Genomic DNA, 25,694 nt, shown 5'->3' with positions numbered 1-25,694 from the left:
GGAACTGGCGGTGGTGGCATGACCGTCACGCAGATGAAACATGGTGTCGCTAAGGTGACAGTCTCTGTCTACCTTTCTCGCGTTGCACATGCCCTCACCGCCAACGGCTGTCCCGGCACCCACCACCGACTCACCCACCATCTTCTGGAACCAGACCGCCGCCCGCACCTACCTCTTCGACGCCTTCTCCGTGATGCTTCCGGAAGGGGAAGCTTTTGTGATGGACGCTGTGTCAGAGGCCGCCCGGGACCTGCCCCCTGGCTGCGACCTGCACCTTGAGTGCGCCCGGTTCATCAATGAAGAAGAGGCCCACCAGCGCGCACACCGGCTCTACAACGCGCGGCTCGAACAACAAGGCCACCACGTGGCGGCTATGGAAGCACGCATCGCCCACGATCTGCGCACCATCAAGACCCACTTGTCAGCGGACCAGCGCCTGTGCCTGGCGGCGGCTTTCGAGCATGTCACGGCCACCATTTCAGCAGTGGCCCTGCGCAGCGAGCGAGTGCTGACATCGACCCCCAACCCGCAAACGCGTCTGTGGCGCTGGCATTGCGCCGAAGAGATGGCCCATCTGGGTGTCACGGTCGATCTGATGGCGGCACGGGACCTGTCCTACGGCGCCCGGGTGGGCTGGTTTCTGGTGGCTTCGGTCGTCATGCTGGGCGATGTGCTGCGCCACATGCGCGCCTTCTACCGCCACGACGTGGGGACAGGGCGTCTGAGCGCGTCCCGATTCTGGATATCCAGCCTCGCTGGCTCGGTGCGCGCACTCCCGGACCTGTGGTCCACCACGGTAGGTTGGGCGTCGTATCTGCTGCCCAGGTTCTCGACAAAAAAAGCCGCCTCGGTGCCGATCACCGTTCGAGAGTTGCAAGCCGCCGACGTCCAGGCCCTGATGGCGCTGGAGCACGCCTGCTGGACCGATGAGCAAGCCGCGCAGGCATCGGACATGCTCGAACGCATGCGCCGCCATCCCGAACATTGCCTGGGCGCATTTTGCCCGCGCACCGGCAGAGCCCTGGCCTCGCTGTTCATGAAGCCCACCTGCACCCACGCCATGTCGCAAGCAAGAACTTGGCGCGACTGCATCGAAGGCCGCGAGGTAGATGCCGCCACCGGGCCTGACAAGGCCTTGTTCGGCATCAGCCTGAGCAGCATCGATCCACAGGCCGTGAAAGCGATCTTCAGCTACTTCTGGCCTCACGCACTCAAGGGCGGTTGGCGCTACATCTTTCTGGGCTCACCGATCCCCGGCCTGGCGAACTGGCTGCAAAACCATCCCCAGGGCAATGCCCAGACCTACGTGCGGCAGCGGCGCCATGGCCTGCCGCTGGACCCCCAGTTGCGCTACTACCACCGCAAAGGGTTTCGGCACATCGAAGCAGTGCTGCCGAACTACTTTCCGCATGCCCGCTCGCTGGACCACGGGGTCTTGCTGCGCGGCCAGGTGCCGGGCGCCCGCTGGGCGCCGCTGTGGCGCCGCGTGTCGCTGAGCCGCATTCAGGCGATGCAGCGTTGGCTGTCCAGGCTGCCGTGACGCGGCCTGGCCCACCGCCCCGCGAATGGGGCAACACACCGCAACTGTGGCGTGGTGTGGCATGGAACTGGCCTGCCCTGCAGCGCTGGACCTTTGCGCACCTCGGCGCACTCGATCCCCAACGACCGGTCCAGGTGGTGCAAGGCAACCGCGAGACCAACGCCGCGCACTTGGTCAGCACCACCTGGGGCGAACATCTGGCCCGGTTGGATCAAGACCCGCGCGCCACCGACGAGCCCGTGGGCCATCTGAAGGAGTTCGATCTCCTGAAACACTTTCCGGCCTTGCGCGACGACCTCGACCCCAACGCGCTGTTCCCGCCCGGGTCGGTGATCTCGCACCAAGCGTGGATCGGGCCTGCCCATGCGCGCACGGGCCTGCACTACGACCTGCTGGACAACGTGGCCTTGACCCTTCGCGGACGCAAACGGTTCTACCTATTGCCGCCGGGCAGCGTGGAGGCGGCGCAGCAGGTGTCGCGCAAGTTCGACCGTTGGGCCAGGCTGTCGGTGTTGGGGGTGGATGCCCTGGCGCAGCGGTTCGAAGCCCAGGGCCTGGCAGCGCCTCAGGTGGTGGACCTGGGCCCCGGCGACGCGCTGTACGTGCCCCATGGCTGGTGGCACGAGGTCGTGAACCTCGAAGCCAGCGTGTTGCTCAGCGGCTTCTTCGGGAGCCGACAACGCACCTGGGGCTGCTGGCTGCAAACGGGCGCCTTGCAGCTCGCGCACAACGCCGGCCTGTGGCGTCGCGGCCATTGCACCTGTCATTGCAAAGCCGGGTAAGGTTCAACGCTGCGCAGTCGGCGCCCGCATAGGCCAGGCCAGCGCCAGCCACAACAGCATCAACGCGGCACTGACCCCAAAGATCCCGGCACTGCCCGCTAGCTTGAAGACCAGGCCGCCCAGCAAACCACCGGTGAAGATGCCCAGCGACATCAACGTGTTGTACACACCCAGCGCCGCGCCGCGCTGGTGTGGTCTGGCCAGCCGGGAGGCCAGGCTGGGCTGGCTGGCTTCCTGCGTGTTGAAGCCCACGAAGTACAGCGTGAGCAGCCCCGCCACCGCCCACAGCGAAGGCGCCTGCAGGCTCAGCAGAAAGCCCAGCTGCACCAGCGCGATGAGGGCAATGGCGCCCAGATACACCGCGCGGAAATAGCCATGGCGCTCCAGCCGGAACAGAAAGCCGCCCATGACCAGCAGCGAACCGAGCACGGCGGGCAGATAGACCTTCCATTGGTTGGCGCCGGCCACGCCGACTTCGACCAGCAGCGCGGGCACCGACAGCCACATGGCGATCTGCACCGCGTGCAGCACGAACACACCCAGGTCCACCCGCAGCAAGTCGGCGTCTGCCAGCACCTCGCGCAGGCCCCCGCGCGACTGCTGCACATGTTGCACCGGCTCGGGCGGCACCACCCAGATCACCACCGCCATGCCAATGGCCGCCATGACGCCGGTCATGAAGAACAGGCCAGAAAGACCGATGTGTGGCACCAGCACCGGCGCCAGCACCAGCGAGAGTGCAAACATCATCGCGATGCTGATACCCACCAATGCCATCGATTTGGTCCGCACCTCATCGCGCGTGAGATCGGCCAGCAGGGCGGTGACGGCGGCTGAAATGGCGCCGGCGCCCTGCAGGGCACGCCCGGCCACCAGCCACGGCAGGCTGGGTGCCCAGGCCGCCAGCAGGCTGCCCAGCACAAACAGCGCCAGACCGAACAGGATCACCGGCTTGCGGCCCAGCCGGTCGGACGCCATGCCCATAGGCACCTGCAGCATGGCCTGGGTGAGGCCATACATGCCCATGGCCAGGCCCACCAGCGCCGGGTTGTCGCCGCCGGGGTAGTGGCGGGCCTCCAGCGCAAACACCGGCAACACGAGAAACAGCCCCAGCATGCGCAGGGCGTAGATGGAAGCCAGTGACCAGGATGAGCGCCGCTCTGCCGGTGTCATGCGGGCAACGCTGGAATGCGACGAATCGGCGGAAACGGCAGAAACGGAGGAGGAGGTCACGTGCAAAAAATCGGAATCGGGACGGCTAGCACGCCGACTCAGAAATTTCGAAACACAAAAACGCGCCTTCAACCCGATGGCGGCGTTGCACATCCGCGCGATACCTACGGGTATCGCTGTGGTGTGCGCCTTGCCAGCGGCTTGAATGCATCGTTTTTGTCATGCTCCGAAATCTCTGAGTCGGCGTGCTAGGCCCCCGATCTGCGTGATGCTGTTGGCGGGGTCCCAGATTGTGCGCCAACCCGCATGGTCTTGACGGAGGCTCCAGCCAGAACCCGCCTGGCTCGCACAAGAGACGCTTGGCGGAATCAGGCAAAATCGCGCACCGCATCCCGACCGCCCTGTATGACGTCCCCACGCCACCTGCCCAATATCGACATCATGAGGGGCATGGCGGTCCTCGCGGTCGTGGCTCACCACCTTCATGCCTACACGGGATTCTCGGTGCCCATCCTCGGCACCTTCGGTGGACTGCTTGGCGTCCAGCTGTTTTTTGTGCTCAGTGGCTACCTGATCACAGAGAGTGCCAGCAAGCACACCACTTCCGTTTACTGGTTGCACCGGGTGCTCCGCATCTTCCCCGCGTACTGGGTGGCCTACCTGCTGGTGGGCGTGCTGACGGGCAAACTCATTCCAGACCGGATCATCGAGAGTCCCTTCCCTTTTTTTCTGAACCTGGTCAACCTTCAGCAATTGCATGCGGTTGCGCTGTTTGAGTTCGACGTGATCAGCGTCTCCTGGACGCTCACGGTGGAAGTGATCTGGTACGCCCTGGCGCCCCTGTTGTTGGTGGTCGGCCTTCGTCGGCCCTGGCATTTGCTCGCGGGCCTCATGCTGCTTTCGATCGCATGGACCTGGCTGGCCAGTCACCGCCACCTGGATGAACTCTACCGCCCGACATTGGAACAACTGTCCCGCCCCTGGTCGCCCGGCCAGCTCAGCGTGTTGATAGGGGCGGCCTTTCCGGCGCAGCTGATTTATTTTGGCCTGGGCTCGGTGGCCTACCACCTCCGCGACCGTCTGAGTGCGATCAGTGCCTGGATACCGGGCATTGCCTGGCTCGTCTGCCTGGGTGCCATGCCGTTCTATTTCAATCACCTGCAGATGGCGACGCAGGTCGTCGGGCTGGGGGTGGCGGCCCTGTTCGTCTGGATGCTGAAGATACCGGCGCTCAAGCTGCCGTTTCTGGCCTGGACCGGCCAGATTTCCTATTCCATCTATTTGCTGCACTTTCCGCTGATCGTGTACGGCTTCCACAAGCTGGGGCGGCATGGCCCGGTGCATCTGTTGGTCACGATGGCCGTCATCTACCTGTGCGCCTATGCGCTCTACCGCTGGGTGGAGCGCCCGGGCATGCAACTGGCGCGACGCTGGACGCCGCCCCGGGCGCAGGTGGGCAGCGGTATCTGAGGCTCGGCTGGCGGGGCGTCAGTCCCGCGCAGACACCGCCAGCCCCGCACGCAAACCGTCGCCGATGTCGTGCCCGGTCGGCTCCTGGAACAGTCGCAGGCCAAACTCCGGCAGGATCGCCAGCAGGTGGTCAAAGATGTCGCTCTGCACACCTTCATGCACCACCCAGGCGGTGCTCGACGTGAAGCAGTACACCTCCATCGGCACCCCTTGGGCCGAAGGCTCCATGGCCCGCACCATCAGCGTCATGTTCTGGTGAATGCCGGGGTGCTGGCGCAGGTAGGCGTCGATGTAGGCGCGGAAAGTGCCCAGGTTGGTGAGGCGGCGCTGATTGGCGGGATCCTTGGCCAGCTCGCCCAGCTTCTGGCTCAGTTCCGTGTTGGTGCCCTGCACCTCCTGCAGCTTGCGCTCCAGGTAGGGCCGGATGAGAGCGATGTGCTTGAGCCGATCGATGTCTGGCGGCTCCAGGAAGCGCACCGCGGCGGCGTCCAGCCGAATGGTGCGCTTGATCCGGCGCCCACCGGCTTCCGACATGCCGCGCCAGTTGCGAAAACTCTCCGACATCAGGCGCCAGGTCGGGATGGTGGTGATGGTCTTGTCCCAGTTCTGCACCTTCACCGTGTGCAGCGCGATGTCGATCACATCGCCATCGGCGCCCAGTTGCGGCATCTCGATCCAGTCACCCACACGCAGCATGTCGTTGGACGCGAGCTGCAAGCCCGCCGTGAACGACAGCAAGGTGTCCTTGAACACCAGCAACAGCACGGCCGACATGGCGCCCAGGCCTGAGAGCAGGATCAGTGGCGATCGGTCAATGAGTGCGGCAATGATGACCAGGCTGCCAATGAGCATCAGCGCCAGCTTGCCCAACTGGATGTGGCTCTTGATCGAACGCGTGGGGGCAGAGATGGTCACGCCTGTGCGTTCGTGGTCTTCCTGCACGGCGTCGAGCAGCGCCATCAGGATGCGCACCACATGCAGCACGGTGACGGCCACCGCCACATTGCGGATGATGCTCACCGCTACAGCGGGCAGGTGGGGAATGAGTTCCACCGTGGTCTGGATCACCAGCGAAGGAACGATCTGCGACAGCCGCCGCAACACGGTGCGGTGCAACACCACCTGGGCCCAGCGGCCCTGCATCGCCTGCACCCAGCGGCCCACACCTTGTTGCAGCAGTGTGTGCACCAGCCAGCGGGCCACGTAGGCCAGCGCGCACATGGCCAGCAGGCCCAGCATGGCCTGAATGGCGGGGTCCTGCTCCATCAGCCAGGGGATATCGAAATTCATTTCAGTCTGCGGTGTTGGATGCGCCTGCGACCCAGGCCTGCACGGCCCGCTTGCCAGGTCGATGGCAAGCCGAGGAGACACGTGGACGGGGACTTTCGTCAGAAACCACGCACCGGAACACGAGCGTACCGATGCCGCAGCGTGTGCCCGGTTTCAGGCAAGGAGTCGTGATCATAGGCGCTCATCACCCACGGGAACGGCGCCGGGGCACATCAGGATGTGAGCGCAATGGCTCGCGATCCTGCGTTCGCCAGGTGTCTCCAGTTCGCAGGGCTTCACAAATTTCCACCCGGATTTATCATGTCGGGTTGCCTTCCGGTCTACCCTCTTGCCTGTCCCGCCTTGAATCACCCGCTGCCCCCCCTTCCTCAATCCGCCCTCCATCCCCTGTCGGCCCCGCACCGCCCGGCGGTGCTGTCGGTGCGCGGCGCACGCACCCACAACCTCAAAAACATCGATCTCGACATCCCCAAGCACGCGCTGGTGGTGATCACCGGTCTGTCGGGGTCGGGCAAGAGCAGTCTGGCATTCGACACGCTGTACGCCGAGGGCCAGCGCCGCTATGTGGAGAGCCTGTCGGCCTACGCACGGCAGTTCCTGCAGTTGATGGACAAGCCCGACGTGGACCTGATCGAAGGCCTGTCGCCCGCCATTGCCATTGAGCAGAAAGCCACCAGCCACAACCCGCGCTCCACCGTGGGCACGGTCACCGAAATCCACGACTACCTGCGCCTGCTGTACGCCCGCGCCGGCACGCCCTACTGCCCGGACCACAACCTGCCCCTGGCCTCACAGAGTGTGGCGCAGATGGTGGACACGGTGCTGGCCCTGCCCGAAGGCACACGCCTGATGATCGTGGCGCCGGTGGCGCGTGAGAAGAAAGGCGAGTTCGTCGAACTGTTTGCCGATATGCAGGCCCAGGGTTATGTGCGTTTCCGCATCAACGGCGAGGTGCTGGAGTTTGATGCTCTGCCCGCGCTGAAAAAGACGGAGAAGCACAACATCGACGTGGTGGTTGATCGCATCAAGGTGCGTTCCGATACTGAAGAAGACGCTGTGAATCCGTTGCGACAGCGCCTCGCTGAGAGCTTTGAAGCTGCGCTCAGGCTGGCCGACGGCAAGGCCCTGGCGGTCGACATGGACAGCGGCGCCGAACAAGCGTTTTCGGCCAAATTCGCCTGCCCCGTGTGCAGCTACACCGTGGGCGAACTGGAGCCACGGCTGTTCTCGTTCAACTCGCCCATGGGCGCTTGCCCCACCTGCGACGGCCTGGGCCACACCGACTTCTTCGACCCAGCACGCGTGGTGGCCTTTCCCACGCTGAGCCTGGCCAGCGGCTCCATCAAGGGCTGGGACCGGCGCAATGGCTACTACTTCGCGATGATCGAATGCCTGGCCGCGCACTACAAGTTCAGCGTGGAAGCGCCCTGGGACAGCCTGGGCGAGGCGGTTCAGCAGGTGGTGCTGTACGGCTCGGGCGAAGAGGAAGTGAAGTTCAGCTACGCGCTGGAGTCCGGCGCCAGGGCCGGCAAACGCATCACCAAGATGCACCCCTTCGAAGGCATCATCCCCAACTTCGAACGCCGTTACCGTGAGACCGACAGCGCCGCTGTGCGCGAAGAATTGTCACGTTACCGCGCCGTGCAACCCTGCCCGGACTGCGGCGGCTCGCGCCTTCGCCGGGAAGCGCGCCACGTGTTTGTGGGCGAAGGCGAACACAAGCAACCCATCTACAAGATAAGCCACATCACCCTGGGCGAGTCCCTCGCCTACTTCCAGCGGCTCGAACTGCAGGGCGCCAAAGGCGACATCGCCGCGCGCGTGATCAACGAGATCCGCCAGCGCCTGAAATTTCTCAACGATGTGGGCCTGAACTACCTCAGCCTGGACCGCAGCGCCGACACCCTCAGCGGCGGCGAGGCGCAGCGCATCCGCCTGGCCAGCCAGATCGGCAGCGGTTTGACCGGTGTGATGTACGTGCTCGACGAGCCCAGCATCGGCCTGCACCAGCGCGACAACGACCGCCTGATCGCCACGCTGCAGCACCTGCGCGACCTGGGCAACACGGTGCTGGTGGTGGAACACGACGAAGACATGATCCGCACCGCCGACCATGTGATCGACATGGGCCCCGGCGCGGGCGTGCACGGTGGCCGGGTGATGGCGCAGGGCAGTTGCGAGCAAGTGATGGCCACCGCCGATTCGCTCACCGGCCAGTACCTCAGTGGTACGCGCATCATCGCCGTGCCCACGCATCGCAACCCCTGGCTGCCCGTGAACAAGGCCGCCGCCGAGGCCAAGGCCGCGCCCATCAAATCGCGCTTTCCTCAGAGCCCTGCAGCCGAGCGCCGCAGCGCCCGCGAAGCCGCCCACGTGGCCACCCTGGGTGAGTTGCAGGAAATCCGTGTGGTCAACGCCAGCGGCCACAACCTCAAGGGCGTGAGCGTGGCCTTCCCGGTGGGCCTGCTCACCTGCGTCACCGGCGTATCGGGCTCGGGCAAGTCCACCCTGGTGAACGACACGCTGTATGCCGCCGTGTCGCGCACGCTGTACCGCTCGCACGAAGAGCCCGCAGCTCACGAAGCCATCGAAGGCATTGAACACTTCGACAAGGTCATCAACGTCGACCAGTCGCCCATCGGGCGCACGCCGCGCAGCAACCCGGCCACCTACACCGGCCTGTTCACCGGCATCCGTGAACTCATGGCCGAAATGCCCACCGCGAAAGAGCGCGGCTACGGCCCCGGCCGCTTCAGCTTCAACGTGGCCGGCGGTCGCTGCGAGGCCTGCCAGGGCGACGGCGTGGTCAAGGTGGAGATGCACTTCCTGCCCGATGTGTACGTGCCCTGCGAGGTCTGCAGCGGCCAGCGCTACAACCGCGAAACACTGGACGTGCAGTACAAGGGCCGCAACATCGCGCAGATCCTGGACATGACGGTGGAGCAGGCCCACGCCTTCTTCGGCGCCGTGCCCACCCTGCACCGCAAGCTGCAGACGCTGCTGGACGTGGGCCTGAGCTACATCCAGCTCGGCCAGAGCGCCACCACGCTCTCGGGCGGCGAGGCGCAGCGCGTCAAGCTGGCACTGGAACTGAGCAAGCGCGACACCGGCCGCACCCTCTACATCCTCGACGAACCCACCACCGGCCTGCACTTCGCCGACATCGAACTGCTGTTGAAAGTGCTGCACCAACTGCGCGACGCCGGCAACACCATCGTGGTGATCGAGCACAACCTCGACGTCATCAAGACCGCCGACTGGGTGATCGACATGGGCCCCGAAGGCGGCGCCGGCGGCGGCACCGTGGTGGCCACAGGTACCCCGGAACAGGTGGCCGCCGAACCCGCCAGCCATACTGGCCGCTACCTGCAGCGACTGTTGAAACGCTAAGGCAGGAACGGGAAGCGGAGTCATTGCTTCCGGAGCGAAATGCCTTGTTCCAGGGATACCGTGGAACCGGCTTTGCCGGGCCACAGGTATCGCCCCCTTGAGAGGGGATGCGGCTACGCGCAGCGAGCAAGCAACGGGGGTGGGCCTACCGCCTTCGATTGCGGTAGGCGATTCCCAGGTTCACGCTGTGTGTGATGGGACGGCCCACCAGCGGGCTGCGGGCTGCATCACCCTGCAGGCGCGACAGGTCCACACCGCCGAACACCACCCAGCGCTGGCTGATCGCCGTGGTGAACTTGGCGCCCGCTTGAATGCCTTCCCAACCGCTGCCCAGAGCGTAGGGTGCGCGACCGACCAATTGAGCGGCTTCGGGCGAGATGCCGAAATGGGTCCTCATGTACCGGGCATCTGCCCAGCCGGCCGAGAGGCCGAAGTCCAGCTGGGTGGCTTCCGACACCGGGTAGCGGTAGCTCACGCCGCCACCGGCCCGCATGCCGCCGCCCTTGCCCATGATGTCCTGGTCCATGTTGACGTTCCATGACCAGCGCTCACCCACGGGTCGGTGCGCAGACACGCGAGCCCGCACGGTGGTTCGAATATCGGGCAGGCCGCGAAACAGCGGCTCGTCGTCGAAGGTGCGACCATTGTCCACCCGCAAGGAAAGCCCGATGTTCCAGTCCTGAGCGGCGAGCAGCTCAGCGCTCACGCCCGTTTCACCCGAGCGGCGCCCCGCTCCCAGCAGCGTGCTGCCTTGCGAGCGGGACACCCTCAAAGGGCCCACCTGAAAATACCAGACAGGTTTGAGGCTGGTCTTGCGCTCCCCGGCCCCAATGTGCGCGGTCGAGGACACGACCGAAGCACCGACCAGATAGTCCTTGGGGTGCCGATCTTCCTTGGTTTCTTCGGCAAGGGCCCACAAGGGTGTGACCAACACCAGGGCGGACAGAGAGGGACGGGTCAGTTGAGAAAACACCATGGGTCTGCATCTTATCGGGCGCGCCAGGCCCATTTGTAAGCGACTGCGTCGTCTGAACAACACTTCGACATCCCGGATGTGCTGCGGTAGATGATTCTTTCCAACACTGTCAGACTCCTTTTTTGACATCAACCCGTGTCCCCATGTCACTGGAAATCGAGCTCAAGCTGGCTTTGAGGGCAAATGACGTGCCCAGACTGAAGGCCCACCCCCTGCTCGCGGCTCAAAAGCCCCGCCGGGAACGCCTGCTCAACACCTATTTCGACACCTCCACCCTCGCCCTCATGAGCCAACGCATCGCGGTGCGGGAGCGTCAGGTGGGCCGGCGCACCCTGCTCACGGTCAAAACGGCGGGCAGCTCGGTCGGTGGGCTGAGCCAGCGCCAGGAATGGGAAGCGCCCACCCGGCCGGGTCAGTTCGACTTCGCCGCGCTGGTCGATGACGAAGCGCTCGCATCGTCACTCTCTGCGCTGGCCTGGCAACTGGTCCCGGTGTTCCGCACAGACTTCGAGCGCCACACCTGGCAGTTGCACCTGGGCGAGGCGCACATCGAGGTCGCACTCGATCAGGGCCGGATCACCACCGGCGACGGCCAGGGCCCGCACCAGGAAACCCTGCTGGAACTGGAGCTGGAGCTGAAGTCAGGCCCCTCCGATGCGCTGCTGGATCTGGCCCACACCCTGGCCCTGGGTCCCGGCGGCGACGCCGCCAGCGGCATCTGGCTGCACCCCGTGGACCGCAGCAAAGCCGAGCGGGGGCTGGCGCTGTTCCTCGGGCAGAAAATACAGCCCGCACCGGCACAAGCGCTCACGCTCCGGGACGACATGTCGACCGTGAGCGCCTTCCGGTGCGCGGCGCTCAGCTGCATCAGCCACCTCCAGACCAACGTGGCCGGTCTGCTGCAAACCGGTGCTGACGCCTTGCCCGACCCGGAATTCATTCACCAGTCCCGCATCGCCCTGCGGCGACTGCGCACCGGCCTTCGCCTTTTTGCGCCCTTTCTGCCACGCCGGTTCACCGCACACTGGCAGGCGCAGTGGCGTCTGACGGCGCACGCGCTGGGCGAGGCGCGCAACTGGGACGTGCTGGCCACGGAGAGCCTGCCCGCTTTGCTCGGCGCTGCTGCGGGCGGAGCGCCCGGCGACGGGTTGATGGCATGGGTAGAAGACCAGAGGCGCGCAGCCAACCGCCTGGCATTGGCACAACTCAGGCACCCCACCCACACCTCGAACCTGCTGGCTTTCACCCGTGCCGTGCTGGCCCTGCCCACGGACGACCTGCCCGAATCGTCTCTGGCAGAGTGGGCCGGCAAACACCTGATGCGGCGCCATCAGCGACTGCGACGCGAGGTGCGGCGCGCACTGCAGGCCGGTCCCGAAGGCCGTCACGAACTGCGCATCGAGCTGAAGAAACTGCGCTACGCCCAGTCGTTCCTTGCCAGCCTCTTGCGACCCAAACACGTGGCCCGCAGCACCGCGACACTCGCCAAGGTGCAGGACCTGCTCGGCCATCTCAACGACTTGAGCACGGCACAAACCCTGTTGGCGGACTGTCCCTTGCCAGAGGCGCAGACACTGCGCGCACAGGCGCAAGCGCAGATCCAGGACGGCCTGAAAGACCTGCCGCAGGTAGAGCGCAAGCTGTTGAAAAAACCACTTTCTGTGGAGGTGATCAACCCCGCCAAATGACCGGGGCTTGGCAAAAGATGCCGAGCCAGACCACAATGGCTCCCCAACTGTGCACTGCAGGGAGTTCCCATGGCGTCCATCACCCTGAGATTTCTCGTTGAACCGGGCCTGGCTGGCCCGGGTGGTCTGGTGCACGGCGGCACCGTGATGAAGTGGCTGGACGACGCGGCACATGCCTGCGCCACCACCTGGTCCCGCAGTGCCTGCCGCACGGTCTACATCAGCAGCATCCGGTTTCACCGCTCGGTCAAGGTGGGCGAACTGGTCGAAGTCCGCGCACGCTTGGCCTTCACCGGCGAGACCAACATGAACATCACGGTCGACCTGCACAGCGGCGACCTCAGCGACGGACGCCTGGAGAAGACCGCCGAATGCCTGGTGGTGCTGATCGCCGTCGACGCCAAAGGCAATCCCTTGCCAGTGGACCGCTGGACGCCCGAAACCCCGGGCGAAATGGCACTGGCCAGCAGCGCCCGCGCCCAGTTCGACAGCACAAGACCCGCTCCGCTAGAGTAACCCCCCGCGCCGCCTTCGGCGTCACCCCCCTGAAGGGGGCACACCCAGTGGCCCGGCAAAGCCGGTTCCACGGGTGCTCTGGATAAGGCTGCTGCTGGCGGGACGGACCGCGCTCCGGAGTGGCCCATGAACTTGCACCCCGGGGTGTCGAATTGGAGCCTCGGTCCAAGAACTGCAGGCGAAGTCTCCGGCGCGCGACACACCCCTTCCAGGGCACCCGCGGAACCGGCTTTGCCGGGCCGCCAGGTGCGTCCCCCTCCGGGGGGTGACGCCGAAGGCGGCGCGGGGGGGCTACACTTTTCCGCTAGGGCGAGCCGCCACCTTGTCTCGCCAGGCCTGCAGCGCGTGCAGGCCGGCGTCGGCGGGTTTGAAGCGCATCAGGCGGGCGAATTCGATGGTGCAGAACGCCGTGATGTCGGCGATGGTGAAGCGCTCGCCTGCCACCCAGGGCTGGCGTTGCAGTTCGGCGTCGAGCCAGGTCGCCGACTCCATGAATTTTTGGATTTGCGACTGACCGAAGTCGGCAAACTGTGGCTGTTCCAGCACCGCCAGGCCGGGGTGGGTGTGGCGGATGCAATTGGCGGCGGGCAGCATCAGGTGCCACTCCATGCGCCGGTCCGCCATTTCGATGAACGCGCGCTCTTCGGCGTTCACCCCCATCAGGTTGGGTTCGGGGTGCAGCGACTCCATGTAGGTGCAGATGGCGCGGGACTCGGTGAGCACCCGGCCATCGTCCAGCTCCAGCGCCGGCACCCGGGAGAGCGGGCTTTTGGCCCTGTAGGTGTCGGCCTTGTGCTCCTGCTCATTCAGGTCCACCTGTACCAGTTCCAGGCCGTTGATGTTCTTTTCCACCAGGAACATCAGCACGCGGCGTGGGTTGGGCGCTCGGGAGGCAACGTAGAGCTTCATGCGGCAACTCGATCAGATGTCATCCCGCATGGTAGTCAGACCGGATGCCCCTGTGGGGAAAACCGGTGTCGCCTGCGCGAAACAGCAGGCGAACAGCCCTAGCCCTTGGCGGCTTCCAGCAGGTCGCGCGTGCGCAGGGCCTCGCGCCTGGCCGCCTCTGCAAAATCGTCGCCGCCCGACGCATACAGGATGGCACGCGACGAGTTGACGATGATCGGGCCGGTGGTCTGCCCGTCTTTTTGGCGCCAGCCGGCCCGCACTGTAGCCACGGCATCGCCACCCTGCGCGCCAACACCGGGGATCAGCAGGGGCAACGTGGGCGCAATCTCGCGCACACGCTCAATCTCGTCAGGGTAGGTGGCGCCGACAACCAGTCCAAGTTGGCCGTTGAGATTCCATGGGCCCTGGGCGAGACGAGCGATGTGTTCATAGACGCGAGGGGTTCCTTCAGTGAATGCCAGGTGCTGGTTCTGCAGGTCGTCGCCACCGGGATTGGAGGTACGGCACAGCAGGAAAGCACCCTTGCCATGGTGTTTCAGGTAGGGCTGCACCGAATCAAAGCCCATGAAGGGCGAGAGCGTGACCGCGTCTGCCCCATAGCGCTCGAAGGCTTCGATGGCGTATTGCTCGGCGGTGCTGCCGATGTCACCGCGTTTGGCGTCCAGGATCACCGGCACCTGGGGCGCCACGGCACGCATGTGTGCCATCAGCCGCTCCAGTTGTTCTTCGGCGCGGTGGGCGGCGAAGTAGGCGATCTGCGGCTTGAAGGCGATGGCGGTGTCGGCGGTGGCTTCGACAATGGCGGCGCAGAAGTCGTAGATGCGGCTGGCATCGCCCTTGAAGCGGTCGGGAAATTTCGCCGGGTCCGGGTCCAGGCCCACGCAGAGCAGGGAACGGTTCTGGCGCTCAGCGTGGCGCAGCATGTCGAGAAAGGTCATGCGGCGATTTTACGAGGGGCTCCGCGGCCACCCGCCCGCACCCTTCGGCGACACGCCCCGGCGCCTTCCATCATCTACGATCACCGGATGCACGCCCTCTCCCGCCAGCAACTCACCCTGCTCATCCTGATCACGCTGGTATGGGGCGTCAACTGGCCCATCATGAAGCTGGGCGTGACGGGTTTCCCGCCGCTCACCTTCCGCGGCCTGTGCATGTGGATCGGCCTGCCGGTGCTGGGCGCGGTGCTGGTGTGGCGGCGGGTGCCGTTCCGCATCGAACGGGCGCACTGGCCCGAACTCGCGGTGCTCACGGTGTTCAACATGCTGGTCTGGCACACGCTGGCCATTCTGGCGATCCAGACGCTCTCCAGCGGCCGCGCGGCCATCCTGGGTTACACCATGCCGGTTTTTTCTGCCGTGATCGGCGCCTGGTGGTTCGGTCAGCGCCTGCCCGGCCGGGCCTGGGGCGGGGTGGCTGCCGCCGCACTGGGCGTGGTGCTGCTGCTGTGGCACGAGATGACGCAGCTCACCGGCAGGCCTGCCGGTGTGTTCATGATGCTGGTGGCTGCGGTGGCCTGGGCGGTGGGCACGCAGTTGATGCGCCGCACGAAGATCCCTCACCCCACGCTGGCGCTGTCGTTCTGGATGACCTTTTTCACCGCCTTGTGGACCACCGCACTGGCCGTCATCTTCGAGCGCGAAGCCTGGGCGATGCCCACACCGGCCGTCTGGTCGGCCATTGTGTACAACGCGCTGGGCGTGTTCGCCTTTGCCCAGGTGGCCTGGCTGATGATGGCACGCGACCTGCCCCCCATCGCTTCGACCCTGTCGGTCATGTTCATTCCCGTGCTGGGGGTGTTCAGTGGTGCTTGGTGGCTGGGGGAGGTGTTGCATTGGCAGGATTGGGCTGCGGTGGGGTTGGTGATGGTGGCGATTGCGAGCGTTCTCTTACCGAAGAGGTAGCGCGCACCACCGCTGTGCCTTCACTCCCTCCCCCGCTGGGGGAGGGTTGGGGTGGGGGCCTTTGTCCGGAGCGCAGCCTCCACCGACGCGAGATGCGCCCTTCCAGGGAGGGAGTACCGAAGCCTTTCCGGAGTGAAATGCCTCAGTCCAGGGCACCCGTGGAACCGGCTCCGCCGGGCCACAGGGTGCGTCCCCCCTCCAAGCCGAAGGCGCAAGAGAGGGGGGAAGCCGCGTCAGCGGCGCAGGGGGGTGTTCACATCTGTTCCATCGCCAGACAAAGATCTGCCCAAGCCTTGCCTTTGTCGGTGGGTGTGCGCAGCAGGTAGGCCGGGTGGTAAGTGACGATCACGGGCACGCCTTCGTAGCGGTGCACCTGGCCCCGAAGGCGGCCGATGGGATCGGTGGTTTTCAGCAGGGACTGCACGGCGAAGCGGCCCATGGCGACGATGACCCTGGGCTTCACCAGCGCCACCTGGCGCGCCAGGTAGGGTTCGCACTGGACCACTTCCGCGGGCTGCGGGTTGCGGTTGGCGGGGGGGCGGCACTTGAGCACGTTGGCGATGTAGGCGCCCTTTTCGCCCTCACCGGTGCGGCTGCGGCCCACCGCAAGCAGCATGTTGTCGAGCAGCTGGCCGGCCGCGCCAACGAACGGTTCGCCCTGCCGGTCCTCGTTTTCGCCCGGTGCTTCACCCACGATCATCCAGTCCGCTTGCGTGTCGCCCACGCCAAACACGGTGTTCGTTCGGCCCTGGCACAAGCCGCAGGCCCGGCAGCCTGCCACGGCGGCTTGCAGCGTTGGCCAGTCCATGGTTTCGATGCCAGCCGGGCGCTTGCCCCCGGCGTCGGCCTGCGCGGGAACGGGTGACGGAACGGCAGCAGGCCGGGCGACAGGCGTAGGCGCACGTTCGGCGGGTCGATGCGCCACGGCATCGGGCGCCTCCTTCGGAGCCGGCGCAGCGCCGGGCGACGCCGGTGCAGCAACTCCGGCGTCCACAGCCACGGCGGCGGGTCTTGGCTTGGGCGCCCAGACGCGCACCCCCATCTCCGCCAGCATGGCGCGCTGGCGGGCATCCAGTTGCGGCACAAACGAGGTGTCGTCTTCGGTCACGGTCGGTGATTCGCTCATGGGCCTTTCTCTTTGATCGGGGACGCCACCAGATTCAGGCTCATGACCACGGCGTCTTCCCGTTGAAACTTGCCGTTCGGGTAGTAGCCCTTGCGCAAGCCCACCTGGGCGAAGCCGTGGCTTTCGTACAGACGACGGGCGGGCAGGTTGCTCTGGCGCACTTCCAGCCAGAGCCACTGAGCACCCTGGGCACGCGACCACAGGGCGAGCGCGTCGAGCATGAAACGCGCCCAGCCCATGCGCTGGTGGGCCGGCGCCACGGTGATGTTGAGCAGATGCACTTCGTCCACACCGGGCATGGCGACCAGATAGCCCAGCAACACTCGGCCGTCTGCGCGCTCAGGGTGAATCACATCGCCGGGCAGCGCTTCCCCCAGCAGCATCATGGCCGGATGATCCGATTGCAACGAGTCAAGAAAGTGCTTGCGTGACCAGGGATGGGCGTAGGCGCTGGCCTCGACCGCCTGCACCGTGTCCACATCGGCAGCGGTCATCGGCTCGAACGCGATCCGGCGCTCGGCCCCGGTGGGCACGGCGTGCGGCCAGTCTGCCGCTTGCCAGCGCACGACATGGGAGGATTCAGCCTGGGAGGATGGGGCCATGGACAAAACCGTCTTCACACGGGCGCTGCAGCGGCCCGAAGTTGCTCACGTTCGGCCGTGGTCTGGGCGACCTTGTCGCGCACGTACAAGGGCAAGGCATCTTGGGCGGCCACGGCCGCCCCACTGGCCAGCAAACCGGGGGCGAGCCGCAGCAATGCCGCGGCGGTGGGCAACAGGGTCAGTGGCGCCACGGATCGACCGGCCAGCAAGGCGGGATAGGCGCTGAAGGCGTTGCCCGCCCACAGCACATCGATCACCTGGCTGTCGAGGAGACCGCCTGGCGAGCCCATCTTGTTCAATGGTTCCAGGCAGGCGTCAACGTAGGCGAGCAGGTCCTGCGGCGCACAGAGGCGCGCCGGTGCCAGCTCCTGCAGCCCTTCAGCACGGTTGGCATAAACCGCAACGTACAACTCGCCCATGCGCGCATCGAGCAGGGCCACGATGCCCTGCGGCGGCGTGCGGCCCGCCTGCTGCACCGTGAAGCGCGCCTCTTCGGCCAGCGCCAGCAAGGTGTCCACCGGCAGCACCGGCAACCCGCCCGCCCGGCCCAGGGCTTGCGTGCCATAGGCCAGGCCCTGGGCCACGGCGCAGGCGGTGCGCAGGCCGGTGAACGAGCCGGGGCCGCGCGCAAACACCACGGCGTCCAGGGTTTCCAGGGGCCAGCCGGCCTGGTTCAGCAAGGCCCCCACCTGCGGCAACAAGGTGGTCGAAGCCTGCGCGGCGCCCGGGCCGGTGTGGGTCCACACGGAGTCACCCACCGCACCCGAGCCCAGGGCGACCGACAGCGTGTCGGTGCTGGATTCGATCGCGAGAAACCGTTGCCCAACAGAGGGTGCAACAGGTGAAAGATCGGGTGGTGAGGACATGCGGGCATTATCGGCCACCCCCGCGCCGGCTCATCCTTGCCCACACTTCGTGAGCCACTTCACGGGCAAGCGCGCGGGTTTGAAACATGTGCTGCCGATGACGCACGAATCGCGACCTTTCGCCGCTCGATCTGGTACCTGAAGCGGCGCGGCACCTCATAATCGGCCACCATGTTTTCACGCCTGTTGCGCCTTCGAGATTCCACGCCCACCACCGGCCGGAATTCGATCGTGCCAGGGTGGCGACAAAGTGTGCTGGCGTGCCTGGCCGCACTGGCGCTGCCAGCTTGCGCCCAGTTGCCGGCAGCGGGTGATGCGCTGCCTGCGACCGTGCTCACGGCCTTGCAACGCGCCGGGGTGCCCACGGGCGCGATGTCGGCCCTGGTGGTGTCCACCGACACTGTTGCCCATGAACGCCTGCGCCACCGGGCTGGCGCCAGCGTGAACCCGGCATCGGTCATGAAGCTGGTGACCACCTACGCCGCGATTGACATGCTCGGCCCCGACTACACCTGGAAAACCGGCTTCTACACCGACGGCGAGGTCGAGCAAGGCGTGTTGCGCGGCAACCTGTATGTGCGCGGCGGCGGCGACCCCAAGCTGGTGCTGGAACGCCTGCAGGAAGCTTACTTCAGCCTGCAGGCGCAGGGGGTGCGCGTGATTCTGGGCGACATGGTGCTCGACCACAGCGCCTTTGAATTGCCTGCCCACGACCCGGGCGCCTTCGACGGCGAGGCCCTGCGACCGTACAACGCCGCGCCTGATGCCTTGCTGGTCAACTTCAAGTCCGTGGTGCTGACCTTTGTGCCCATTCCCGGCGCGGGCGTGGCCCACGTGCGCAGCGAGCCCCCCATGGCAGGGCTGACCATCGACCCCACCGTTCCGCTGAGCCGCAACGGCTGTGGTGACTGGCGCGGCGGTCTGCGTGCCCGGTTTGACGACGCCAACACCATCCGCTTCGAAGGCAGCTACCCGCAACGCTGCGGCGAACAGGTGTGGCCCGTGGCCTACCAGGACCCGGCCAGCTACGCCGCCAGGGCCATCGAAGGCCTGTGGCGCGCCTCTGGTGGCTCGATCACCGGTGTCGTGCGCACCGGCCTCACCCCACCCGGCGCGCGCCTGTTGCACGACGCTCGCTCGCTGCCGCTCTCGAACATCATCACCGACGTGAACCAGTGGAGCAACAACGTGATGGCGCAGCAGGTGTTCCTCACCCTGGGCCAGATTCCACCCACGCAGGTGATGACCGAAGGCAGTGTGGCCGATCGCCAGCTGGCGCTGCGCCCTGCCCGCTTTGAGCGCTCCCGCGAAGCGATCACCACCTGGTGGCACCGCACGTTCGGCACACGCTACTCGGCGCCCGTGGTCGACAACGGCTCCGGCCTCTCACGCGACGAACGCATCACCACCGACGGGCTGGCCAATCTGTTGCGCCATGCCGTGCGCCACCCCAAGGGCGATGCCTTCGTGCAGTCGCTGTCCATTGCCGGCGTGAAAGGCACGGCAGCGCGCATGGCGAACAGCCCGAACAGCGCCGCCCGTGGCAATGCCTGGCTCAAGACAGGCACCCTGCGCGACGTGACCGGCGTGGCCGGCTATGTGAACGCCGCCAACGGCGCGCGCTACGTGGTGGTCGCTTTCATCAACCACCCCAACGCACCCGCCGCCCGCCCGGCACTGGAAGCTTTGGTGGAATGGACGGCTCGCCAGGCAGACTGATCGCCGGTGAACGACGGCGTTTCCAGAGACCGCAACAATGCCGTGTGGCGCGGTATGGACTTGGCCATCACAGAGATCCAAAACACCGGCCGATCCGTATCATTCTCGCCATGCGCCCAGACGACCTCATCGGCTATTTCGCCGCCTGCCTCACCACATTCAGCTTCGTGCCCCAGGCCTGGCTGACGTTTCGCACACGCGACGTGAGCGGTATCTCGTTGGGCATGTACAGCGCCTTCACCCTGGGCATCGCGCTGTGGCTGGTCTACGGCCTGGCACTCAAGGCCTGGCCAGTGGTCGCAGCCAACACCGTCACCCTGGTGCTGGCGCTGGCCATTCTGGGTATGAAGCTGCACTACGGGCGCCGGTCGAATCCGACCAGCTGACACGAGCGGGTCTGCAAGAGGCGAATTGACTTGCCTCACAAGCCCGTCCGGCGCGCAGTGCCCCGTTCCAGAGACACCGAGGAACCGGCTTTGCCGGGCCTCTGGTGTCGCCCCCCTCCCAGGGGGGTGGCGCCGAAGGCGACGCGGGGGGTGGCGTCAAGTCAAGCCGCCGCCCGCTCCAACCGGTCCCGCACCCCATCCCATTCCGGCGATGCCGGCGGGGTTTCCACCCAGATCAGGCGCACGCCCGTGGCATCCAGTTCGCGCAGCACGGCAAACAGCTCCTGCGCTGCCGCAGCCGCATCCATGGGCATGCGCCGGACGGACGCATTGCGGTGTGCCTTCATCGGGCTGCGCGCGTACACCGCGATGTGCCTGGCATCAGCGCCCAGCACGTCCAGCGCCGTTTGCAGCGGCTTGGCGTCCATCAGCCGCACCTTGGCGCGCGGCGCGTAGTGTGAAGCCAGGGTGCCCGATGCGCGCGGCGCGGCTTCATCGCGCTCGCGCACCGGCTGCCCGCAGGCCGCTTCCAGTTGCGCCTGGGTGACCATGCCGGGGCGCAGCAATACCGGCGCGCCGCGGGAGCAGTCCACGATGGTCGATTCGATGCCCACCGGGCAAGCACCCCCGTCCAGAATCAGCAACTCGTCGTCGCCCAGCGCTGAGAACTCCTCCGCCACATGCCGGGCGGTGGTGGGGCTGACCCGGCCGAAGCGGTTTGCGCTGGGCGCGGCCACACCGGACACCCCATGAGCCGCCGCGGCGGTGAGCAGCGCCTGCGCCACCGGGTGCGCCGGGCAGCGCAGGCCCACCGAGCTCTGACCACCCGCCGCGACCGCCGCCACGTCCGGGCGACGGGGCACGATGAGCGTGAGCGGCCCGGGCCAGAACGCCTTCATGAGCGCCAGGGCGAACAGCGGCACGTCGCGAGCGTAATGATCCACCCCCGCGCGCCAGCCCTGTTCACCGATGCCAGGCGCCAGGTGCACGATCAACGGATGGTCGCTGGGCCGGCCCTTGGCAGCAAAGATGCGCTGGACCGCGCTGGCGTTGTCGGCGTTGGCCGCCAGGCCATAGACGGTTTCAGTGGGCATGCCTACCAGTGAACCGGCGGCCAGGCGCCCGGCCGCCGCCTCGATGGCGGCCGGGTCGTTCGCGTTCATTAACTGAGGCATGGATGCGCTGTCACCCGAAGTGCACACCCAAGCACGCGCACCGCAGAACCGGCTTTGCCGGGCTGCTGGTGCGGCCCCCTGGGGGGAAGCGCCGCAGGCGCACCGGGGGGGTCATGTCCTCAGACCCAGCAGCTGGAGCACCTGTGCTGCGGTCTCTCGCACCTGCGCCACAGTGGGTGCGGTGATGTTCAGATGCCCCATCTTGCGGCCCGGGCGGGCGCTGAGCTTGCCGTACAGGTGCAAGTGGGTGCCGGGCAGGGCCAGCACCTGTGTCCACGGCGGCGTGACCGCGCGCTCGCTGCGCTCGGCATGTGTGGCATTGGGTTCGAACCAGAGATCGCCCAGCAGGTTGACCATGATGGCCGGGCTGTGCTGGCGCGGTTGTGGCAGCGGCAGGCCGGCCAGGGTACGCACCTGCGCTTCAAACTGCGACATGTCGCAGGCGTTTTGCGTGTAGTGGCCGCTGTTGTGCGGGCGCGGTGCCATTTCGTTGACCACCAGGTCTTGCCCACCGGTGCCGTTGTCCACCACGAAATACTCCACGCACAGCACGCCCACGTAGTGCAGGTGATTGGCGATGGCCACGGTGCTGGCCTGGGCGCGCTCTGCCAGATCGGCCGGCACGGCGCCTTCATAGACCTCCGTGGTGGCCAGGATGCCGTCGCGGTGGGTGTTGGCCTGCACCGGGAAGCTGACCACCTGACCATTCGTGCCCCGCGCCACGATGACCGAGCACTCCGACTGCAAGGGCAACATTTTTTCCAGCACACAGGGCACACGGCCGAGCTGCTCCCAGGCGCTGGCCAGCTCTTCGCGGGTGGACACCCGCATCTGACCCTTGCCGTCGTAGCCCATGCGGGCGGTTTTCAGGATGCCGGGCAGCAGATCGGCCGGCACGGCGGCCAGCAGCTCGTCGCTTTCAATGGCCGCATAGGGCGCGGGATACACGCCGCTGACCGGCGCACAGGCCAGAAAGTGGGCCTTTTCCTTGATGCGGTCCTGCGCCACCGCCACGCACGGGGCCGATGGCGCCACGGGCCGGTGCGCACCCAGCGTCACCAGAGCGGGCGCGGGCACGTTCTCGAACTCGGTGGTGATGGCGTCGCAGCGCTGCATCAGCTGCGCCAGGCCCTGCTCGTCGTCGTACGCGGTCTGGATATGGAAATGGCTGATGAGGCCGGCCGGGCTCGCCGGGTCCGGGTCCAGCACTGCGGTGAAATAGCCCATGGCCTGCGCGGCCTGAACGAACATGCGGCCGAGCTGGCCACCACCCATGACGCCCAGGGTCATTTGTTGGCCGCGGTCGGACAAGGCGCCGGGCAAAAGGGGTTTGAGACTCATGGGTTCAGGAAGGCAGTGTCATCTGGCGCGCTGCTTCGGTCTGTGCCGCGCGGAAGGCCTCCAGCCTGGCGCGCAGGGCCGGGTCAACGTTGGCCAGCAGGGCCACGGCAAACAGCGCCGCGTTCGCCGCGCCCGCGCTGCCGATGGCAAAGGTGGCCACGGGAACGCCCTTGGGCATCTGCACAATGGAATGCAGCGAATCCACACCCGAAAGCGCCTTGGACTGCACCGGCACACCCAGCACTGGCACCACGGTCTTGGCCGCGATCATGCCCGGCAGGTGGGCTGCGCCGCCGGCCCCGGCGATGATGGCCTTGAGTCCGCGACCAACGGCCGCTTCGGCGTAAGCGAACATGTCGTCGGGCATGCGGTGGGCCGAGACCACACGCGCCTCGTGCGCGATGTCAAAGTCCTTGAGGATCTGCACGGCGTGCTGCATGGTGTCCCAGTCGCTGCTGGAACCCATGACCACGCCCACTTGGATGGGGTTCATGAGGGTGCCTTTGGCCAGCCGTGAAGCCAGCCGGTGCGGGAAGCGGGCTCGGGCAAGGGCGCCCGGCTCCGGTAAAGTGTCGATTTTACGTTTCCAGCCCCCGCACCCCCCGCTGCGCGGGCCACACCCGAGCATTTGCCATGATCAATGTCACCATCGCCAACTTCGAAACCGAGGTCATCGAAGCCTCGATGCACACACCCGTTCTGGTGGATTTCTGGGCCCCGTGGTGCGGCCCCTGCAAGGTGATCGGCCCGCTGCTGGAGAAGGTGGAGACCGAATACGCTGGCCGGTTCAAGCTGGTGAAAATCGATTCCGACCAGGAGCAGCAGCTGGCCGCAGCCTTCGGCATCAAGAGCATTCCCACCTGCGTGCTGCTGATGAACGGACAGCCGGTGGACGGCTTCATGGGTGCCCTGCCCGAAGGCCAGATCAAGGCCTTTCTGGACAAACACGTGCCCAGCGAAGACGAACTGGACGCCCTGGCTCAGGCCGACGAAGCGCAGCAACTGCTGGCCGAAGGCAACGAGGCCGACGCCGGCACCGCACTGGAGAAACTGGCCCAGGCGGTGGAACAAGCCCCCGAAAACGACGACCTGCGCTTTGAGCTGGTCCGCCAATGCATCAGCCACGGCCTGTTCGAACAGGCCACCGCCGCACTGGCCCCCACTTTGACGCGCATCCCCGCGTCGCTGCGCTTTGAAGCGCTGAACCAGTGGCTCAAGGCGCTGGAGTTCGTGGGTGCCGACCCGCGCGGTCAATGGCCCATGGAAAAGTTCGACGAACTGATCGCCCAGAACAAGCGCGACTTTGACACCCGCTTTGCCAAGAGCCGCGTGCTGATCGCGATGGGTGAATGGCCTTCCGCCCTGGAAGAGCTGCTGGAAATCATCATGCGCGACAAGAAATGGGAAGACGAGGCGCCGCGCAAGACCTACGTGGCCCTGCTGGAACTCATGACCCCGCCCAAGCCCAAGACCGACCCGGCGGCCACGGGCAAAAGCGCGGGGGGCATTGAACTGTCGGGCAAAGCGGCGGTGCAGGAAGACCCACAGGCGCAGTTGGTGTCGCAGTACCGGCGCAAGCTGAGCATGGCACTGAATTAGGCCCACCCCCGCGCCGGGCTGCGCCCGTCACCCCCTCAAGGGGGCGATACCTGGGACCGGCAGAGCCGGATCCTCGGTATCTCTGGAATAAGGCATTTCGCGCCGGAAAGGGTGTGGCTCACCCCCGTCGCTTGCTCGCTGGATCGGCCCCTCCCCCGGCTTTACAACATCTGCTCGGTTGAAGATTTTTTCCACAGGTTGAGGCCGCCGTCCACCGCGTGCTGGTCGATGGCGGTCAGCTCTTCGGCGCTGAAGCTGAGCTTGTCCAGGGCGCCCACCAGTTCCTTGATCTGTTCGGGCTTGCTGGCGCCGATGAGGGCCGAGCTCATGCCGTTGTGGCGCAGCACCCAGGCCACCGCCATTTGCGCGAGGCTCTGGCCACGCGCCTGGGCCATGTCGTTGAGCGCGCGCACATGGGTCAGGTTCTGCTCGCTCAGGTGTTCTGGCTTGAACGAGCCACCGCCCGGGCGGTGGATGCGCGCATCGTCGGGCACGCCATTGAGGTACTTGTTGGTGAGCAGGCCTTGCGCCAGCGGGCTGAAGGCGATGCAGCCCATGCCTTCGGCCTGCAGGGTGTCCAACAGATCCTCCTCCACCCAGCGATTCAACATGCTGTACGAAGGCTGGTGGATCAGCAGCGGCACGCCCATCTGGCGCAAGATGGCTGCGGCCTCGCGCGTTTTGCCGGCCGAATAGCTGGAAATGCCCACGTACAGGGCTTTGCCCTGTTGCACGGCGGTGGCCAATGCGCCCATGGTTTCTTCCAGCGGGGTGTCGGGGTCGAAGCGGTGGGAGTAAAAGATGTCAACGTAGTCCAGCCCCATGCGCTTGAGGCTCTGGTCCAGGCTGGCGAGCACGTACTTGCGCGAACCGCCGCCCTGGCCGTAAGGGCCGGGCCACATGTCGTAGCCGGCCTTGCTGGAAATGATCAGCTCGTCGCGGTAAGGCCTGAAATCACGGCGCAAGTGCTCACCGAAGTTGGTTTCGGCGCTGCCGTAGGGCGGGCCATAGTTGTTGGCCAGGTCGAAGTGGGTGATACCCAAATCGAAGGCGGTGCGCAGCATGGCGCGCTGCGTGGCGATGGACGTGGTGTCACCGAAGTTGTGCCACAGGCCCAGTGTGATGCTGGGCAGCTTGAGGCCGCTTTTGCCGACCTGGCGGTAGGGCATGTGGTCGTAGCGGTGGGGATGGGCGGCGTACATGTGAGTCTCCTTGATTGGCGCAAAGGGACACTCTACCCAGTAA

General features: G+C 66.2%; 22 protein-coding genes. 10 read left to right on the top strand and 12 right to left on the bottom strand.

What is annotated here, in order from left to right; all coding sequences use genetic code 11:
- Positions 1–88: 88 nt before the first annotated feature.
- Both J2W49_RS18210 and J2W49_RS18205 read left to right on the top strand, forming a co-directional pair.
- Entirely contained in the window at positions 89–1,540 is a 1,452-nt protein-coding gene (locus J2W49_RS18210) for a metal-dependent hydrolase (RefSeq protein WP_310319538.1), read from the top strand.
- Positions 1,537–2,322, top strand: a complete 786-nt coding sequence (locus tag J2W49_RS18205) for a cupin-like domain-containing protein (RefSeq protein ID WP_310319536.1) — start codon at positions 1,537–1,539, stop codon at positions 2,320–2,322. The genes J2W49_RS18210 and J2W49_RS18205 overlap by 4 nt, the downstream gene beginning before the upstream one ends.
- A 3-nt stretch (positions 2,323–2,325) precedes the next feature.
- Here J2W49_RS18205 and J2W49_RS18200 read toward each other — a convergent pair whose 3' ends face one another.
- Positions 2,326–3,495 carry an MFS transporter gene (locus tag J2W49_RS18200; RefSeq protein ID WP_310319923.1) on the bottom strand — a complete coding sequence of 390 codons (1,170 nt, stop codon included), beginning with the start codon at positions 3,493–3,495 and terminating at the stop codon, positions 2,326–2,328.
- A gap of 405 nt (positions 3,496–3,900) precedes the next feature.
- On the opposite strand from J2W49_RS18200, the gene J2W49_RS18195 reads away from it, so the two are divergent.
- Positions 3,901–4,965, top strand: a complete 1,065-nt coding sequence (locus J2W49_RS18195; protein WP_310319534.1) for an acyltransferase family protein — start codon at positions 3,901–3,903, stop codon at positions 4,963–4,965.
- Positions 4,966–4,983: 18 nt separating this feature from the next.
- Here J2W49_RS18195 and J2W49_RS18190 read toward each other — a convergent pair whose 3' ends face one another.
- A complete protein-coding gene (locus J2W49_RS18190) occupies positions 4,984–6,255 on the bottom strand; it encodes a mechanosensitive ion channel family protein (protein ID WP_310319531.1) in 1,272 nt (423 codons plus the stop codon).
- A gap of 300 nt (positions 6,256–6,555) precedes the next feature.
- On the opposite strand from J2W49_RS18190, the gene uvrA reads away from it, so the two are divergent.
- Complete coding sequence (gene uvrA, locus J2W49_RS18185) at positions 6,556–9,645, top strand: excinuclease ABC subunit UvrA (protein WP_310319528.1); 3,090 nt, start codon at positions 6,556–6,558, stop codon at positions 9,643–9,645.
- 145 nt (positions 9,646–9,790) lie between these two features.
- Here uvrA and J2W49_RS18180 read toward each other — a convergent pair whose 3' ends face one another.
- Positions 9,791–10,621, bottom strand: a complete 831-nt coding sequence (locus tag J2W49_RS18180) for a MipA/OmpV family protein (RefSeq protein ID WP_310319525.1) — start codon at positions 10,619–10,621, stop codon at positions 9,791–9,793.
- Between the two features lie 143 nt (positions 10,622–10,764).
- On the opposite strand from J2W49_RS18180, the gene J2W49_RS18175 reads away from it, so the two are divergent.
- Both J2W49_RS18175 and J2W49_RS18170 read left to right on the top strand, forming a co-directional pair.
- Positions 10,765–12,309: a CYTH and CHAD domain-containing protein gene (locus tag J2W49_RS18175; RefSeq protein ID WP_310319523.1), complete on the top strand. Its 1,545-nt coding sequence runs from the start codon at positions 10,765–10,767 to the stop codon at positions 12,307–12,309.
- 69 nt (positions 12,310–12,378) lie between these two features.
- Entirely contained in the window at positions 12,379–12,825 is a 447-nt protein-coding gene (locus tag J2W49_RS18170; protein WP_310319520.1) for an acyl-CoA thioesterase, read from the top strand.
- A gap of 291 nt (positions 12,826–13,116) precedes the next feature.
- Here J2W49_RS18170 and J2W49_RS18165 read toward each other — a convergent pair whose 3' ends face one another.
- Positions 13,117–13,734 (bottom strand): glutathione S-transferase family protein, encoded by a 618-nt coding sequence (locus J2W49_RS18165; RefSeq protein WP_310319517.1) that lies wholly within the window; start codon positions 13,732–13,734, stop codon positions 13,117–13,119.
- 98 nt (positions 13,735–13,832) lie between these two features.
- A complete protein-coding gene (gene pyrF, locus J2W49_RS18160) occupies positions 13,833–14,672 on the bottom strand; it encodes an orotidine-5'-phosphate decarboxylase (RefSeq protein ID WP_310319515.1) in 840 nt (279 codons plus the stop codon).
- Positions 14,673–14,759: 87 nt separating this feature from the next.
- Here pyrF and J2W49_RS18155 point away from each other — a divergent pair, with 87 nt between their 5' ends.
- On the top strand, positions 14,760–15,635 hold the full coding sequence (locus tag J2W49_RS18155) for a DMT family transporter (RefSeq protein ID WP_310319512.1): 876 nt from the start codon (positions 14,760–14,762) through the stop codon (positions 15,633–15,635).
- 253 nt (positions 15,636–15,888) lie between these two features.
- Here the strand turns inward: J2W49_RS18155 and J2W49_RS18150 are convergent, their stop codons facing one another.
- From J2W49_RS18150 to tsaB, 3 genes are read right to left on the bottom strand one after another with little or no spacing between them, the layout of a single operon-like run.
- Entirely contained in the window at positions 15,889–16,761 is an 873-nt protein-coding gene (locus tag J2W49_RS18150; RefSeq protein ID WP_310319509.1) for a uracil-DNA glycosylase, read from the bottom strand.
- Positions 16,758–17,363: a ribosomal protein S18-alanine N-acetyltransferase gene (gene rimI / locus J2W49_RS18145; RefSeq protein ID WP_405001049.1), complete on the bottom strand. Its 606-nt coding sequence runs from the start codon at positions 17,361–17,363 to the stop codon at positions 16,758–16,760. The genes J2W49_RS18150 and rimI overlap by 4 nt, the downstream gene beginning before the upstream one ends.
- A gap of 14 nt (positions 17,364–17,377) precedes the next feature.
- Positions 17,378–18,229 (bottom strand): tRNA (adenosine(37)-N6)-threonylcarbamoyltransferase complex dimerization subunit type 1 TsaB, encoded by an 852-nt coding sequence (tsaB, locus tag J2W49_RS18140; RefSeq protein WP_310319505.1) that lies wholly within the window; start codon positions 18,227–18,229, stop codon positions 17,378–17,380.
- A 171-nt stretch (positions 18,230–18,400) separates the two neighbouring features.
- On the opposite strand from tsaB, the gene dacB reads away from it, so the two are divergent.
- Together dacB and J2W49_RS18130 are read left to right on the top strand one after the other, a co-directional pair.
- Positions 18,401–19,948: a D-alanyl-D-alanine carboxypeptidase/D-alanyl-D-alanine endopeptidase gene (dacB, locus tag J2W49_RS18135; protein ID WP_310319502.1), complete on the top strand. Its 1,548-nt coding sequence runs from the start codon at positions 18,401–18,403 to the stop codon at positions 19,946–19,948.
- Between the two features lie 110 nt (positions 19,949–20,058).
- Positions 20,059–20,334, top strand: coding sequence for a SemiSWEET transporter (locus J2W49_RS18130; RefSeq protein ID WP_310319499.1), 276 nt, complete (start codon positions 20,059–20,061; stop codon positions 20,332–20,334).
- Between the two features lie 161 nt (positions 20,335–20,495).
- Here J2W49_RS18130 and J2W49_RS18125 read toward each other — a convergent pair whose 3' ends face one another.
- From J2W49_RS18125 to purE, 3 genes are all read right to left on the bottom strand, one after another.
- Entirely contained in the window at positions 20,496–21,509 is a 1,014-nt protein-coding gene (locus J2W49_RS18125) for an L-threonylcarbamoyladenylate synthase (protein ID WP_310319497.1), read from the bottom strand.
- Between the two features lie 111 nt (positions 21,510–21,620).
- A complete protein-coding gene (locus J2W49_RS18120) occupies positions 21,621–22,850 on the bottom strand; it encodes a 5-(carboxyamino)imidazole ribonucleotide synthase (RefSeq protein WP_310319494.1) in 1,230 nt (409 codons plus the stop codon).
- Positions 22,851–22,854: 4 nt separating this feature from the next.
- A complete protein-coding gene (gene purE / locus J2W49_RS18115) occupies positions 22,855–23,343 on the bottom strand; it encodes a 5-(carboxyamino)imidazole ribonucleotide mutase (RefSeq protein WP_310319491.1) in 489 nt (162 codons plus the stop codon).
- 140 nt (positions 23,344–23,483) lie between these two features.
- Between purE and trxA the strand changes: the two genes are divergently transcribed.
- Positions 23,484–24,449, top strand: a complete 966-nt coding sequence (gene trxA, locus J2W49_RS18110; RefSeq protein ID WP_310319487.1) for a thioredoxin — start codon at positions 23,484–23,486, stop codon at positions 24,447–24,449.
- A 161-nt stretch (positions 24,450–24,610) separates the two neighbouring features.
- Here the strand turns inward: trxA and mgrA are convergent, their stop codons facing one another.
- The gene (gene mgrA / locus J2W49_RS18105) at positions 24,611–25,651 is read right to left on the bottom strand and encodes an L-glyceraldehyde 3-phosphate reductase (RefSeq protein ID WP_310319485.1); all 1,041 of its coding nucleotides are present in this window, start codon (positions 25,649–25,651) and stop codon (positions 24,611–24,613) included.
- Positions 25,652–25,694: the final 43 nt, after the last annotated feature.

The sequence above is a fragment of the Hydrogenophaga palleronii genome (assembly GCF_031457455.1).
Taxonomy (GTDB): Bacteria; Pseudomonadota; Gammaproteobacteria; order Burkholderiales; family Burkholderiaceae_C; genus Hydrogenophaga; species Hydrogenophaga palleronii_A.
Note: the sequence above shows the minus strand (reverse complement) of the source record. Positions and strands in the feature narration are given on the sequence as shown.

Bases quoted from the DNA above. Each gene is read 5' to 3' on its own strand.
- J2W49_RS18210 (WP_310319538.1), top strand. From the start codon at position 89: ATGCCCTCACCGCCAACGGCTGTCCCGGCACCCACCACCGACTCACCC.
- J2W49_RS18175 (WP_310319523.1), top strand. From the start codon at position 10,765: ATGTCACTGGAAATCGAGCTCAAGCTGGCTTTGAGGGCAAATGACGTG.
- J2W49_RS18170 (WP_310319520.1), top strand. From the start codon at position 12,379: ATGGCGTCCATCACCCTGAGATTTCTCGTTGAACCGGGCCTGGCTGGC.
- pyrF (WP_310319515.1), bottom strand. From the start codon at position 14,672: ATGACCTTTCTCGACATGCTGCGCCACGCTGAGCGCCAGAACCGTTCC.
- purE (WP_310319491.1), bottom strand. From the start codon at position 23,343: ATGAACCCCATCCAAGTGGGCGTGGTCATGGGTTCCAGCAGCGACTGG.
- dacB (WP_310319502.1), top strand. From the start codon at position 18,401: ATGTTTTCACGCCTGTTGCGCCTTCGAGATTCCACGCCCACCACCGGC.
- J2W49_RS18130 (WP_310319499.1), top strand. From the start codon at position 20,059: ATGCGCCCAGACGACCTCATCGGCTATTTCGCCGCCTGCCTCACCACA.
- J2W49_RS18180 (WP_310319525.1), bottom strand. From the start codon at position 10,621: ATGGTGTTTTCTCAACTGACCCGTCCCTCTCTGTCCGCCCTGGTGTTG.
- trxA (WP_310319487.1), top strand. From the start codon at position 23,484: ATGATCAATGTCACCATCGCCAACTTCGAAACCGAGGTCATCGAAGCC.
- J2W49_RS18165 (WP_310319517.1), bottom strand. From the start codon at position 13,734: ATGAAGCTCTACGTTGCCTCCCGAGCGCCCAACCCACGCCGCGTGCTG.
- tsaB (WP_310319505.1), bottom strand. From the start codon at position 18,229: ATGTCCTCACCACCCGATCTTTCACCTGTTGCACCCTCTGTTGGGCAA.
- J2W49_RS18150 (WP_310319509.1), bottom strand. From the start codon at position 16,761: ATGAGCGAATCACCGACCGTGACCGAAGACGACACCTCGTTTGTGCCG.
- J2W49_RS18195 (WP_310319534.1), top strand. From the start codon at position 3,901: ATGACGTCCCCACGCCACCTGCCCAATATCGACATCATGAGGGGCATG.
- J2W49_RS18120 (WP_310319494.1), bottom strand. From the start codon at position 22,850: ATGAGTCTCAAACCCCTTTTGCCCGGCGCCTTGTCCGACCGCGGCCAA.
- uvrA (WP_310319528.1), top strand. From the start codon at position 6,556: ATGTCGGGTTGCCTTCCGGTCTACCCTCTTGCCTGTCCCGCCTTGAAT.
- rimI (WP_405001049.1), bottom strand. From the start codon at position 17,363: ATGGCCCCATCCTCCCAGGCTGAATCCTCCCATGTCGTGCGCTGGCAA.
- J2W49_RS18155 (WP_310319512.1), top strand. From the start codon at position 14,760: ATGCACGCCCTCTCCCGCCAGCAACTCACCCTGCTCATCCTGATCACG.
- J2W49_RS18200 (WP_310319923.1), bottom strand. From the start codon at position 3,495: ATGACACCGGCAGAGCGGCGCTCATCCTGGTCACTGGCTTCCATCTAC.
- J2W49_RS18125 (WP_310319497.1), bottom strand. From the start codon at position 21,509: ATGCCTCAGTTAATGAACGCGAACGACCCGGCCGCCATCGAGGCGGCG.
- J2W49_RS18190 (WP_310319531.1), bottom strand. From the start codon at position 6,255: ATGAATTTCGATATCCCCTGGCTGATGGAGCAGGACCCCGCCATTCAG.
- mgrA (WP_310319485.1), bottom strand. From the start codon at position 25,651: ATGTACGCCGCCCATCCCCACCGCTACGACCACATGCCCTACCGCCAG.